Raw genomic sequence first — 12,772 nt, 5'->3', positions numbered from 1 at the left:
ATGGATCCGGGTGCCTAATCGGATGATCCTTTTCCGCTCGGGTCCTGTTCCGGCCGGCTCGCCGCTGTCCCGCACCTTGGCCAGGATGCCCGCGAAGTGAGCGAACCTCGAGTCAGACATCCGGGTTTCCATGGAAACCGGCGAGGTTTCCGCCCAGCCGTATCACCTCGAAAACCTCCGCGGCCCCTCCCCCCTGAGCGGACGCGCCGCGATACCGGGCAAGGCCCTCGATCGCGGCGTCCCACGGTACGTGTCGCAGCTGCGACCGGTACGCGCGCATCGCGTGCACCTTCGCCTGGAGTACGTCGGTGATGTCCTCCACATAGGAGTGACGTGCCATGGGGGTCCACACCTCATACCCGAGCACGAGGCCGGGCGGAGCGCATGGCCTCCCCGCCTCGGGAAAGAACTCGGAGCCGGCCATCCAGAGGGCGTCCACGGCCAGCTCGTGCACGAGCTGGTGTTCGCGGTCGGCCTCGCCGGCGTGCGGAAGATAGACGATGTCGGGCTTGACCCGGCGGATGGCGGATGTCAACGCCATCCGCCATCGCCGGGAGAGCGACAGGTCGCGCGAAGGCGCCCCCAGGTTGACGCACTCGAAGGCGCCCAGCCGCTCCCGGGCCACCTCGATCTCGGCCGCGTATTCCTCGGGCCCGATGCCCGCGCCCAAGGTCGGCTCCCGTCCGACCACCTGGAGGAGCGAGACGTGACATCCCGCTCCCGAATGTTTGATGAGCGAGCCGCCCGCGCCTATCAACTCGTCGTCGGGGTGTGGCGCGATGGCCAGAACCGCGGTCACCGGAGCAGACCCGCCCAGCGCGCCCACTCGGCCACCTGGGCCATGCCCTCGGCGAAACCGACGCGCGGGCGGAAGTCGTGGGAGGCGAGCCGGTCACAGTGGACCACCGCCTCGTCGGAATACAGGCTCCTCTCCCAGTCCGGCAACTCCCCGCCGTGATAGCCCGCCGACGGCGGCGCCACGTTCAGCATCGTCCGGTAGGCGTCGTAGAACTCGCCCCACTTGACCGGTTCGGGCCCTGAGACGAGGAGCCGCTGCCCGTCGACGTGCGGCGCCCAGGCGAGCGCCGTGGCGGCCGCCGCCACGTCGTGAACGTGTACGGCGTTACAGACACCCGCAGTGTCGCCGGTCGGAAGGTTCGCTCGCCCTTCCACGAGCCGGCGCACCGGACCGAGCGTCCAGCCCGGCGACCATGGCCCGTACACCACCGTCGGCTGGATCGAGACGACCTCCAGCTCGTTGCCGGCCGCTGCCATCACCAGCCGCTCGGCCGCGAGTTTCTGCTGGGCGTACTCGAGATCGTCGGCACGGGTGGGCAGCATCGGGGTGTCTTCGTCCAGGTCACGCACATCGGTCGTGTCGTAGGTCGCGACCGTGCCGACGTATACCAGCCGGCGGACTTTCGCGGCGGCCGCGGCGTCGAGCACGGCCTGGGTTCCCTCCACCGTCACCGACCACTGTTCCGTGGTGTCGCCGCTGCTGCCGTACACCGTGTGGACCACGACGTCGCATCCCGTGAAGGCCTCGGTCAAGGCGGAGACATCCCGGATGTCCGTGCGTACGTGGGTCAGCTTTTGCGGATCGAGATGGGAGAGCCGGGCCAGGCGAGCCAGGTCACGGACGACGGCGACGCAGGACACGCCGTCGGCGACAAGCCGATCCACCACATGCGCGCCGATGAAGCCGGTCGCGCCCGTCACCGCCACGCGACCGGCGGGGTCGGATCCCTGGTAGGGGCGGGCCTCCCATGGCCGGGGCAGCTTTCCCGGGGAGGTGGTCCGGCACTCGTGAATGAGGTTCACGGTGGTGGCGGCGTCTTCGAAGGTGGCGTATCCCGTCGCGTCGCCCTTCACGGCGCGGTGAAACTCCTCGAACTGACCGTGGAACAGTCCCGCCCATGAGTCCCTTGTGCGTGGCGACGTCGGAACCGTTCCCCGGCCGACCACATGACCGGCCGCGTCGAGGTGAACGAAGGACGCGGAAAGGCCGGTTCCCACGGTCAACGAGCCTGCCGTGCCGTGAATGACACATTCGTTGGGCAGCTCCCGCAGCCGGCTGATCTCGATTTCGGCCGTCACGGAGCCGAACCTCACGGTGGCGTGTGCCTCGCTGTCCGCCCCCCCGGCGCTGTTGTCCTCGAAACGGATGAGTTGTACGGGGCCCCCGAACCAGTGGTACAGCATGTCGAGGACATGGGGCCCGGTGTCCGCCAGTACTCCTCCACCCGCCGCCGGCGCGTCGAACATGAATCCGGTCAGTAACGGCCAGTCGTACGGCTGCCCCTCCCGCCAGGTCACACGGATGACGTCACCCAGCCTGCCGGTCTTGAGCAGGTCCGGCACCCACTGGGCGGCGGGGAACAGGCGCCGGACATATGCCGGCACCACGGTCGCCGAACCCTGCTGCGCGGCATCACGGATTCGCGCGCACTCGTCCGGGGTCAGCGCGAGTGGCTTCTCCACCAGTACGTGTTTTCCGGCACGCAGCAGTTGCCCGGCCACGTCGGCGTGGGTGGCGTGGGGAGTGGCGACCACGGCGGCGTCGATGTACGGCAGGGCCGCCTCGACGGAGGTGAGGACCGCGACGGGACGGTCGGTGTCTCTCAGCCCGCGATAGTGTTCGGCCGCCGTGACGGCGTGCGAGAAGACGCTGTCGACCAGCGCGGTCAGCAGGAACGGGCCGTCGTGGGCCAGCCCCTGCAGATGGCAGAGCCGCGCCGCCGCGCCACAGCCTACGATGCCTATCCTCATGGGTTCCGGTGGTGAAGTCACTGCCCCTCCTGGAGCTCATATTCCGGTCTGTTCTCGTCCCGTTGCGGCTCGATGCGCCGCCCCTGCCGGAGATGGGCGGCGCGAAGCGCCTGACGATGCGCGGAGTCGAGCTTCGTCGTGTGCCCGGGGACGCCGCGGCGTACTTTGACGCGGGCCGCGGTCGCGGGATAGCGAGTCCGGACCCGGTACGGGTCGGCCAGGGTGTGATAAAGGGTGCCGAGGTGATACACCGTCAGCCACGCCACTCGATAAACGGCGGGCCCGGCGCCCCGCCTTCGCGCTTCCAGCACGGACCCGGCGTCGCTGGCCAATCTCCACCACAGGGCCGGGGTTATGAACAGGCCCATTTCCTGCCCTATGCCCTCGCCGAGGCCGTAGCGAAAGCCACTGCGCAGGTCGCTGAAGCCCTGCTGCGGTGCGTGCCGGACGACGGCGTCGGGCAGGTAGGCCACTCGGATGTCCGCGAGCTGAAGCCGGAAGTCGAACTCGCGGTCTTCTTCCCAATGGATGAGATCGGAGTAGTGATACCCGCCGATCCGGTGCACGATCTCACGGTCGTATATCAGCGGCGGCGAATAGGCGTTCACGTGATCGGCGATTTGGAAGGATCGGGATTGCTCGATCCAGCGGCTGAGCCGGCTTCCGGTGGAGGTGAACTGCACACGCCCCTTGACCACGGGGTCTTCGAGCGCGCGGGTGGCGAGGGCCCGGATGGTGCCCGGCGCGAACACACAGTCGGAGTCCATGAAAAGGAGGTATCGGCCGGTGGCCGCGACGATCGCCGCATTGTAGGCCGCGCCGAGATTGGCATCCGGGATCTCGGTCACGACCGCCTTTCCCGTCAGCGCACCCACTCTGTGGCGCACGTCCGGGCTGGCGTCGTTGAGACAGATGACGATCTCCACGTCCTCGTCGACGCTCTCCACGCACGCGGTGATGCGCGGGTCGTCGCGAACGGGGATGATCACGGTGGTGGCCGCGAGAGCGTCCCGCACGGAACGGGGCTCGGCCTGCGCGCTCATGTCGTCTCCTTCGAGAGCACGTCGGAGATCCAGGCGGCGACCCCGAGAGCGGCCGCGTCGCCGCCATGTCCGCCGATCACCTGGAGTCCCACCGGCATCGGTGGCCCGCCGCCGCCGATCACGCCGGCGGGCACGGTCACGCAGGGCAGTCCGGCCCAGGACCAGAAGATGGTCATCTCCACATCGCCCGTGTGCGATAGCCCGCGTGGCGCCGGTCCCAGCGCGGCCGGACATATCCAGGCGTCCACGTCGGCCGCCGCCGAGGCGATCAGAGAACGAAGACCCTCGACGCGGCGGCGGGCCGCCGCCACGCGAGCCGCCGGTATGGACCGCCCGGCCCGGATCGCCGAGGCCGTACGAGGGCGGTACAGGTCGGCGTGCATGCGAAACCACCGCTCGTGCACCGCGGCGAGTTCGGAGAGCAGCACCGCGTCGAAGGCCTGTAACCACGGTCGAGGGTCACCCCACGGGACGTCCCGCTCATGGACGACGGCTCCGGCCGATCGCAGGGTCGCCACCTGGACGGCGAAGGCCCGGCGAGCGGGTTCGAGGAGCGGCCCGAGGAAGGTACCGGTCGGGATGGCCAGCCGTGGCGGGCCGGCGGGACGAGAGGCGGTGACGTCGAACAAGGCCGCCGCGGCCCACACCATGTCGGGCATGTTCGCCGTGAACAGCCCGGCCGTGTCGATGCTGGGTGCCATCGGGACTCCGTCGAAGGGGACCAGACCAGGTGTCGGCTTGTACCCGGCCACACCGCAGTAGGCGGCCGGAACGATCACGGACCGCTGCGTCTGCGAGCCCAGCGCGATCGGGCAGACGCCGGCGGCCACGGCGGCGGCGGACCCGGCACTGGATCCACCCGGTGTACGGGCCCGGTCGTGGGGGTTTCGCGTCGGACCGGGCTCGCAGCAGGCGAACTCGTCCATGTGCGTCTTGCCGAGCACCACACCCCCGGCCTCGCGGATCCGGCGCACCAGAGCCGACTCCGCGCCCGTGAGCAACGCGGGATCGACGGCGCTGCCCGCGCGGGTCGGCAGGCCCGCCACGTGGAACACGTCCTTGACCGCCACGGGCACGCCCTGAAGCGGGGACGGAGCACTCGCGGTCCGGCGGGCGGCCGCCGAACTCCGGCTCTCCGCGAGCACGCGGCCGCGGCGTCCCGGCTCCGGAACGAACGCCTGCAACTCGCCGTCCACCACGTCCAGGCGGTCCAGGGCGGCGAGAACGGCGTCATGCTCAGCCCTCATAGCCGAGGGCGTATCGTGACGCCGAAGCGTCGGGTGAGCGAGATCTTGCGGATGTCGCCTTCGTTCAGTTCACGTGGACCACCCGCCGCTTGCAGGGCATCGACCACCTCCTCGGAGTTGCCGATCAGCAGGGTGACCGGTCCTGTCACCGCGATCGGGAAGTCGTGCCAGGTCCCCAGATGCAGGAGCAGCGCGCTGGCGGCGGGGAAGCGCAGTGCGACGACCTCGTTCAGATCGGGCATCGCGTCGGGGGCCGCGTCGCCGGGTGGGGCGAGGACCATCACGTAGGGGCCGTTCAGGCCGACGAACAGCTGCGTCAGGTGCAGGTGGCGCTCCAGCCAGTGCACCTCGGGCTTCTGACCAGGGAGAACCTGAGCGGTGCGCAGCGCCGCCCGCCCGCGGTATCTGAACCCGATGTCACCGCCTTCGATGACGCGGCCTCGGTAATACGGTATGTCGATGGCCTGCGTGACCGTGTCCGCCACCAGCTCGCCGAAGGGCGCCACGGTCCGCGCCGTGGCTTCGGTGACAGGCAGATCGATCAGGGTCTCGGGTGATGAGCCGGTCATACGACGTCCTCCTTCTCCATGAGCTCGCATATCTCCTTGCCGGTGACGAACCAGACCCCGTCAAGGGCGGCCAGGCGTTCCAGGCAGGCACGCAGGGCCCCGATGCGACTCGGCTGCCCGACCAGAAAGGTGTGCAGGCCGAGCGCCACCACGCGACCGCGGCCGGGTTCGCGGCACAGTTGCCGAACGTGCTCCACCACCGCGTCGGCGTATTGCGCCGGCGTGTGGTGCATGTTGAGGAACAGCGAGATGTCGTTCGTCTCCAGGCTGTAAGGAATGGCCAGCAGCCGGCCTCCTGGCGTGTCCAGCCAGTAGGGCACGTCATCGTCACAGAAATCCGCGGTGTATCCGAGGCCCAGCTCGGCGAGGATGCGATGGGTGTCGGCACTGACCGCGAAGCCGGGAGTGAGCCATCCGAGCACCGGCTGTCCCGTTTCCCGCCTCAGTGTGCCCAGCGCGTCGGCGATGTGCTCTCTCTCGGCCTCGGGCGTCAGGTCGTGATATCGGGTGCTGTTCTCCATGCCATGGCCGAGCACCTCCGCGCCACGCACGACCACGGCTTCCACGACATCGGGACGGTGCCGGGACATTTCAGCGTTGAGGGCGGCGCTGAAGGGGATGCCCAGGTCGTCGAGGAGCCCGAGGATCCGCCATATTCCCACTCGGTTGCCGTATTCCCGCCAGCCGGAGTTCGCGATGTCACGTCCATGTGCGAGGTGTGGCTGAACGGCCGGCCCGGGGCGGCCGGGAAGATAGTGTTCGATATTGACCACCGGCCATACCGCGACTTTCCCACGCCCATTCCAAGAGGCCGGTGACGACTTCGAAACCGGAGAGCCAGAGTGTCCGTTCATATGGATTCCCGCTCGCACTGAAACGTGGTCAGAAAAGGAAAGTACGTGCGTCTTTAATTTCCGAGGAACCGGCCGGTGGCAGTGGATCCGGCGCTTCCGGGGAAAATCATCGCCGATTCACCGAGAGGCGGCTTCCTCAGACACGTGCCTGACCGCCGGAGAACCAGTCGATGGTCTTCCTTATGCCGTCCTCAAGGTGCACTTTGGGCGCCCAGCCCAATATCGAGCCGGCCAGGGTGAGGTCCGGGGATCGCACTTGCGGGTCGTCCCGCATGCGCGGGACGAACTTGATGGGGGAAGAGGAGTTCGTGAACCTCTTGATGATCTCCGCGGTCTCCAGGACGTTCATTTCGCGCCGTCCGCCGATGTTGACGGGGGAGAGAATCCGCTCCGGATGGTCCAGGAGTCTCGTGATGCCCTCGACGGTGTCGCTCACGTAACAGAGCGTCCGGGTCTGCTTGCCGTCGCCGGTCACGGTTATGGGCTGCCGCGTGATGGCCTGATCGATGAACGTGGGAATCATCCGGCCGTCGTCCCGACGCATTCTCGGGCCGAAGGTGTTGAATATTCGCGCGATTCGGCAGTCCACTCCACGAGAATCCCGGTATGCGACCGTCAACGCCTCACCGAAGCGTTTCGACTCGTCGTAGGACGATCGCGGCCCTATCGGGTTCACGTTGCCCCAGTACGTCTCCGGCTGTGGGTGGACCAGCGGGTCTCCGTATACCTCGCTCGAGGAGGCCAGCAAAAATTTGGCTCCTTTCTCGTACGCGAGGTCGAGAGCCACCCGTGTGCCGGCGGAACCCGCGTACAGGGTTTCCAGAGGCCATTTCATGTAGTCCAGCGGGGACGCGGGACAGGCCAGGTGAAGAACGGCGTCCACCGGCCCCTCGACCCGCAGCGGAACCGTGATGTCCGCTTCTACCAGCGTGAACCCCTCGAAGGAGCGGGAGGGCTCGATGTTGTCCGGGACGCCGGTCAGCATGTTGTCCACGCAGATCACCTCGTGGCCCCTGCGGAGAAAGCTTTCACACAGATGCGATCCAAGAAACCCGCTGCCGCCGGTGATCACGACACGACTACGCCCAGGCATTGCTCAATTCACCTCTCGAGGCAGGGGATACGGACCTCATCGAAGGATAGGTGTGATATAAGACCGGCTCTGTGATTCGTGAAATCTTCCGTGCCCGCCCGGAGGTTCACGAGGCTTTATCGCGCGAGTTCCCCGGAATTCTTTTCACTCTTTCCAGCCGGCTGTCTGTGCTTGATCTCCTCCATCACGCTGTAAGCCGTGATCGCCAGAAGAAGGAGTACCGTCACATGCGTGACCACGCTCGTCGTGATCAACGGCAGGGTTTCGAGGGTGAGCGGGTCGTATCCCGGTTGATCGGGAAGAACCCACTCGTTGACCCGCAGGGCGATGACCGCCATCGGGATGATGGCGCAGGCCCAGAGCAGCATGCTCCTCCTGCGCCGGGCGGCGTCGACCAGCAGGATCGTCGCCGGAATGCTCCAGACCCAATAATGGTGCCAGGCGACGATGGACAGCAGCAGGGCCGTCATCGACACGACCACTATCGCGAGGTTCTCCTCACCGATTTTGAAGGCCGCGCGGATCGCGACCGAGGCGACGATCAGGGTGAGCAGGCAGCAGATGAGCCATATCGGCCTGGACGCCGCATCGGAATGTAAGGTCCTGGCCAGCATCCCGCGAAGCGATTCGTTGGGAACCCAGCCGGCGGGCATGTACCTGGCGGTGTTGAACATCTGGTGCAACCAGTAATCCGCGGAGTAGCCGGGGAAGACGACCCAGGTGAACGCGACCGTTCCCACCGCGGTGCCTATCGTCGTTCCTGTGGCCCGGATCCTGCCCGTCAGCAGGTAGAAGAGGGCGAACACGCCGGGGAAGATCTTGAAGCCGGCCGCCAGGCCGATCAGGACCCCTTTGAATCTGGACGAGTCCGGAAGACAGAGATCCACCAGCACCAGTGCCATGAGGACCAGGCTCACCTGTCCCCACTGCAGGGTCTGGTCGACGGGATTCAACAGAAGGCAGGCGACCGTGATGGAGATCGCCAGCCGCCAGACATTGGCGACCCCCACACGCCTGAGGCAGAGATATACGCTGAGCTGCAGCGCGGCAATGCCGATGGCAGTCCATATCAGCCCGGCGGCATCAAGGCTCAGAATTCCGAACGGGAAGAGGAAGAAGAGCGCGAACGGCGGGTAGTTGAAAAGCAGCAGATCGGCGCCTTCGACGATGTCCTTGGAGCCCACGACATATGGGCTGACGCCGTCGAGAACCGCGTTGACAGCGGAACGGTACACTTTCATGTCAAGCATCCACGACCCGGGGTCGTGGTAGTACTGCTGCGTCGCCCATATTATGGCTGACAGTGTCGCGGGGATGAGAATCCACACGGTCGCCATCGCGATCAGCCGCTTGGTGGTCGTTCTCCCTGTCGCGGTTTCCTGAGATACAGCGTTCATCGTGTTCCTTTTCGGACGCGATCGGTCGCCGCTCTTCGTCTGCCCGGCGAAACCGGTTACATGTATAAGGTAGCAAACTCAATTGAAGACGTCACTACCGTGACGTGTCCGGTTGAATTTGCGATAGCGCCGTCCATGCGTAACTCCATTATTCGCTTTCTCTTGCTAAGTCGGGCTTTCGGTCGATCAGCGGTAGCTGATCTCCTGCAGTTGGTACAGCTCCGCGTAGAGGCCTTTCGCGGCGATCAGCTCCTCATGACTTCCCGCCTCGGTGACACGTCCTCGCTCCAGGACGATGATCAGGTCGGCCATGCGAACCGTGGAGAAGCGATGGGAGACCAGCACGGTGATCGTCCCGGCGTCCGTCGCCGAGCGCCGGGCCGCGCGGGTCCATTGTTCGAAGAGCGTGTGCTCGGTTTCGGCGTCCAGGGCGGCGGTGGGTTCGTCCAACACCAACAGCAGTGGTCGGCGACGCATCATCGCCCGGCCGATGGCCAGCTTCTGCCATTCACCGCCCGACAGATCCACTCCGTTGGGCCAGTTGGTGCCGAGCTGCGTGTCCAGCTTCGAGGGCAGCCTCGCCGGGAGGTCCGAGGCACCCGCCCGCTCAAGCGCGGCCCGCACCGCCTCTCGTTCTCCCGCCAGAGTCAGGTCGCCGATGCCCACGGCCTCGTGGAGCAGAAGTTCGAACCGCGCGTGATCCTGGAAGGCGGCCGCGATCCGGAGCCGCCAGTGCTCAAGTTCGAGCCGTGACAGTTCGGCGCCGTCGATGAGGATGCGACCATCCGTCGGCCGGCACATGCCGGTGAGGAGTTTGACGAACGTGCTCTTCCCGGCGCCGTTGTCACCGACGATCGCCACGGTCTTTCCCGCGGGAAGGAAGATATCGAGATCGTGCAGGACGTCACGATCGCCCTGCCCCGTATAGCGGTAGGAGACACCGTCGAGCCGGATTCCCTCGCGCAGCCGGTCCGGCACGGAAAGCGGGGCGGCTGGGGTTCGCCGGTCGTCTCGCGCCACATCCAGAAGATAGACGTAACGACTCGCGGAGGTGAGCGTGCGAAGGGCCCATTGCACCACCTCGGTGGTGCCGACGACCAGACCGAGGATCTGGCCCGCCAGAACGGCGGTCACCAGCACGTCGCCGACGCTCGCCGTGCCGCTGACCGCCCGCGTCGCCATCAGCGCGATGGCGCCCGCGTAGCCGAGCACGAAGACCAGACGCGCGGCGAGGCTGATCGCCTGCCCGTACATGAGGTGCCTGAGTTCGATGACCCGCCTCTCGCGGTATGCGGAGCGGAACCGTCCGACGAACTCGTCCTGCAGGCGGGATACCCGGATCTCCTTGGCGGGGCCTGGTTTCATCACCATCTCGTACAGGTCTCTCGACTGCCGGTTCAGGTCGGCGGCGGCCTCCACGCCTCGTTCGTAGAGGCGGTTGACGCGGCCACCGAGCGCCAGGCTCGGCACGCCGAACAGCGGCACGAGGAGCAGGAGCGGGTCGACCGACGCCAGCAACGCGGCCGTCATCGCGATGCGCATACCGATGTTGACGATGTTGAGTATCGCCGGGATGGTCTCCCCGAACTCCCAGGATTCCGAGTCCAGGAGCTCCAGCTGGGTGAGATGCTGCGGGTTCTCGTGGATTTCGAGCGTGGGTGATCTTCCCACGACGTCGAGAAGACGACGCTCCATGACGTGGTGCGCCTTCTCGTTCAGGGTCTGCCGCGTCCGTGCGCCGGAGTAGTCGAGGGCCGCGCTGCCCACGATCGCCAACGCCAGGCCCAGGGCCGGCCATGCGGTGGCCCACCTCTCCCCGCTGCCGGCACCGTCGATGATCAGCTTCAGCCACAGGGCGAACGATGACACCAGGAGTGCCTGCGTCACGCTCACGGCCAGGGCGGCCATGGTCCGCAGACGATCGGTTTCCCAGGCGACCCTGAGGATGACCTTCGTCGCACGCACCCGGTCGGGGCGGAACGGGCGGAAGCGCACCTTGTCAGTCACCGAAGGAACCTCCCGTGGGGGTGCCCTTGAACGTGTAGCGAGCGGCCTGCCGGGCGAAGAGGCGCGCGTACGTGCCGTCGAGTCTCATGAGCTCGTCGTGGGTTCCGTCCTCGACGAGCCTTCCCGACTGCAGCACGACGATGCGATCGGCACGGCGTACCGCCGAGAAGCGGTGACTGATGAGGACCGTGGTCAGCCCGCGGGTGAGGTCGAGGAACCGGTTGTACAGATCCGCCTCGGCGCGGACGTCGAGGTGCGCCGTGGGCTCGTCCAGGACGATCAACTGGGCGCCGTTGTCCACCGCCAGCATGGCGCGGGCGAGAGCCAGCCGCTGCCACTGCCCGCCGGAGATGTCGACGCCATCGGTGTAGCGACGGGAAAGCAGGGTGTCGAGGCCGAAGGGCATGTCATCGATGATCTTGTCTGCGCCGGCCAGGCGGGCGGCGGCGCGGACGCGGGAATCGAAATCGTCCGCTCCAAGGTTCCGCAGCCGCTCGATCGCGCCGAAACCGATGTTCTCGCGAACGGGCATCGGATAGTGCACGAAGTCCTGGAAGACCACCGCGATACGTTTGCGCCACTCGGTCGGATCGACGTCGTCCAGGTCGGTGTCGCCTACCCTGATGGCGCCCTTCTGCGGCCGGGCGAGCCCGGTGAGCAGTTTTATCAGGGTGGTCTTCCCCGCACCGTTGAGTCCCACGATGGCCAGGGACTGGCCGGCCGGAACGGTGAGGTCGAAGCCTTCGAGAACTGAGTGCTGTTGTCCCGGGTAGGCGAAGTGCACGTTCTGGAAGCGGATCTCTCCCATCGTGGGGGGAAGGACCATGCGACGGCTTTCCAGCGTGCTTTTCTGGCGACCGGCGACCTCCCGCTCCAGGGTGAGCACATCGGGGATGGGGACGGCGCCGTTCTCGATCCAGATGTCGCCGTGCTGGCTGGCGAGCGCGGCCATCCCGATCAGTCCCTGCAACACCACGACCATGGAGTCCGCGCCGATGCCGGGAGCGCCTTCCGCCGCGGGGATCAGGGAGAACAGGACGGCCACGTGGCTCACCAGCAGCACGAGCGCGAGGAGGGCCAGCCGAGGTTGCCCGATGCGGCGTGCCTTCAGGAGTTCGGCCATGACGGAGGCCCACTCCCTGCCGAATCGATCCGCCAGCCAGCCGGACAGGCCGTAGATCCGCAGTTCTTTCGCCCACTCCGGCATGAGGGAGATGTTCTTGAAGTAGGCGGAACGCCGCAGCGGATCGGTCCAGAAGGGATTGGCCCGGTAGTAGCTGGCCCTGATGCCCCATCCGGCGATGATCCACAGTACGGCGAGAAGCGCGCCGGCCAGCGGCCAGTACCAGGCGACCAGCAGCGCGGAGGCCAGCCCACCCGCTTGTTTCGTCCACTTCGCGCTGATGCCGCTGACCAGTTCTCCCGGCCCGAAGCGTGCCGCACGTGCGGCGCGGTCCCGTTGGGCGGCCATGAGCGGGTCGTCGAACAGGTCCAGCCGGGACAGCGAGGTCGAGGCACGGAGCACACGGGCGAGGAGGTGCTCGTCGAAGCGGCGATAGAGATCGGCGACCATGAGCTCCTGCGCGGCGGCGCACAGTTCCTGGAGCAGCAGGCAGACGCCCATCCAGACGACGACGACCGTCACACGGCCGGGATCCGCCGCGGCGCCGTCCGACAGCGTGCTCACGAGCCGCCCCACCAGGATCGCGAAGACGCCGGGCAGCGCGCCGGCGATCACGACCAGGCCGACCAGGGCGCCGAATCGCCCGGGGAACGCTCTGGCGAGCACCACG

The 12,772-nt window shown here is 67.0% G+C and carries 10 protein-coding genes; all 10 read right to left on the bottom strand.

Annotated features, from left to right (window positions below):
* Positions 1 to 112: 112 nt before the first annotated feature.
* The 10 genes from ACSDR0_RS29600 to ACSDR0_RS29555 all read right to left on the bottom strand — a co-directional run bounded on the left by ACSDR0_RS29600 (position 113) and on the right by ACSDR0_RS29555 (position 12,768).
* Positions 113 to 799, bottom strand: coding sequence for a PIG-L deacetylase family protein (locus tag ACSDR0_RS29600; RefSeq protein WP_435292185.1), 687 nt, complete (start codon positions 797 to 799; stop codon positions 113 to 115).
* On the bottom strand, positions 796 to 2,769 hold the full coding sequence (locus ACSDR0_RS29595; protein ID WP_435292184.1) for an NAD-dependent epimerase/dehydratase family protein: 1,974 nt from the start codon (positions 2,767 to 2,769) through the stop codon (positions 796 to 798). The genes ACSDR0_RS29600 and ACSDR0_RS29595 overlap by 4 nt, the downstream gene beginning before the upstream one ends.
* Before the next feature lie 17 nt (positions 2,770 to 2,786).
* Positions 2,787 to 3,812 carry a glycosyltransferase gene (locus ACSDR0_RS29590; protein WP_435292183.1) on the bottom strand — a complete coding sequence of 342 codons (1,026 nt, stop codon included), beginning with the start codon at positions 3,810 to 3,812 and terminating at the stop codon, positions 2,787 to 2,789.
* Positions 3,809 to 5,059: an amidase gene (locus ACSDR0_RS29585; protein WP_435292182.1), complete on the bottom strand. Its 1,251-nt coding sequence runs from the start codon at positions 5,057 to 5,059 to the stop codon at positions 3,809 to 3,811. Before ACSDR0_RS29585 ends, ACSDR0_RS29590 begins: the two co-directional genes overlap by 4 nt.
* Positions 5,056 to 5,628, bottom strand: coding sequence for an ureidoglycolate lyase (locus tag ACSDR0_RS29580; RefSeq protein WP_435292181.1), 573 nt, complete (start codon positions 5,626 to 5,628; stop codon positions 5,056 to 5,058). The genes ACSDR0_RS29585 and ACSDR0_RS29580 overlap by 4 nt, the downstream gene beginning before the upstream one ends.
* Positions 5,625 to 6,290 (bottom strand): polysaccharide deacetylase family protein, encoded by a 666-nt coding sequence (locus tag ACSDR0_RS29575; RefSeq protein ID WP_435292180.1) that lies wholly within the window; start codon positions 6,288 to 6,290, stop codon positions 5,625 to 5,627. The genes ACSDR0_RS29580 and ACSDR0_RS29575 overlap by 4 nt, the downstream gene beginning before the upstream one ends.
* Positions 6,291 to 6,618: 328 nt before the next feature.
* Positions 6,619 to 7,575, bottom strand: a complete 957-nt coding sequence (locus ACSDR0_RS29570) for a UDP-glucuronic acid decarboxylase family protein (protein ID WP_435292179.1) — start codon at positions 7,573 to 7,575, stop codon at positions 6,619 to 6,621.
* Between the two features lie 116 nt (positions 7,576 to 7,691).
* Entirely contained in the window at positions 7,692 to 8,972 is a 1,281-nt protein-coding gene (locus tag ACSDR0_RS29565) for a glycosyltransferase 87 family protein (protein WP_435292178.1), read from the bottom strand.
* Between the two features lie 186 nt (positions 8,973 to 9,158).
* Positions 9,159 to 10,979, bottom strand: a complete 1,821-nt coding sequence (locus ACSDR0_RS29560) for an ABC transporter ATP-binding protein (protein WP_435292177.1) — start codon at positions 10,977 to 10,979, stop codon at positions 9,159 to 9,161.
* Positions 10,972 to 12,768: an ABC transporter ATP-binding protein gene (locus ACSDR0_RS29555; RefSeq protein WP_435292176.1), complete on the bottom strand. Its 1,797-nt coding sequence runs from the start codon at positions 12,766 to 12,768 to the stop codon at positions 10,972 to 10,974. Before ACSDR0_RS29555 ends, ACSDR0_RS29560 begins: the two co-directional genes overlap by 8 nt.
* Positions 12,769 to 12,772 lie beyond the last annotated feature (4 nt).

It is taken from the genome of Streptosporangium sp. G11, assembly GCF_051192615.1.
Taxonomy (GTDB): domain Bacteria; phylum Actinomycetota; class Actinomycetes; order Streptosporangiales; family Streptosporangiaceae; genus Streptosporangium.
The sequence above is the reverse complement of the archived record's forward strand: the minus strand, read 5'-3'. Positions and strand labels throughout refer to the sequence as shown.

Excerpts from the sequence above, each read along its gene's own strand:
- ACSDR0_RS29590 (WP_435292183.1), bottom strand. The coding sequence starts at position 3,812 with ATGAGCGCGCAGGCCGAGCCCCGTTCCGTGCGGGACGCTCTCGCGGCC.
- ACSDR0_RS29565 (WP_435292178.1), bottom strand. The coding sequence starts at position 8,972 with ATGAACGCTGTATCTCAGGAAACCGCGACAGGGAGAACGACCACCAAG.
- ACSDR0_RS29580 (WP_435292181.1), bottom strand. The coding sequence starts at position 5,628 with ATGACCGGCTCATCACCCGAGACCCTGATCGATCTGCCTGTCACCGAA.
- ACSDR0_RS29570 (WP_435292179.1), bottom strand. The coding sequence starts at position 7,575 with ATGCCTGGGCGTAGTCGTGTCGTGATCACCGGCGGCAGCGGGTTTCTT.
- ACSDR0_RS29595 (WP_435292184.1), bottom strand. The coding sequence starts at position 2,769 with ATGAGGATAGGCATCGTAGGCTGTGGCGCGGCGGCGCGGCTCTGCCAT.
- ACSDR0_RS29585 (WP_435292182.1), bottom strand. The coding sequence starts at position 5,059 with ATGAGGGCTGAGCATGACGCCGTTCTCGCCGCCCTGGACCGCCTGGAC.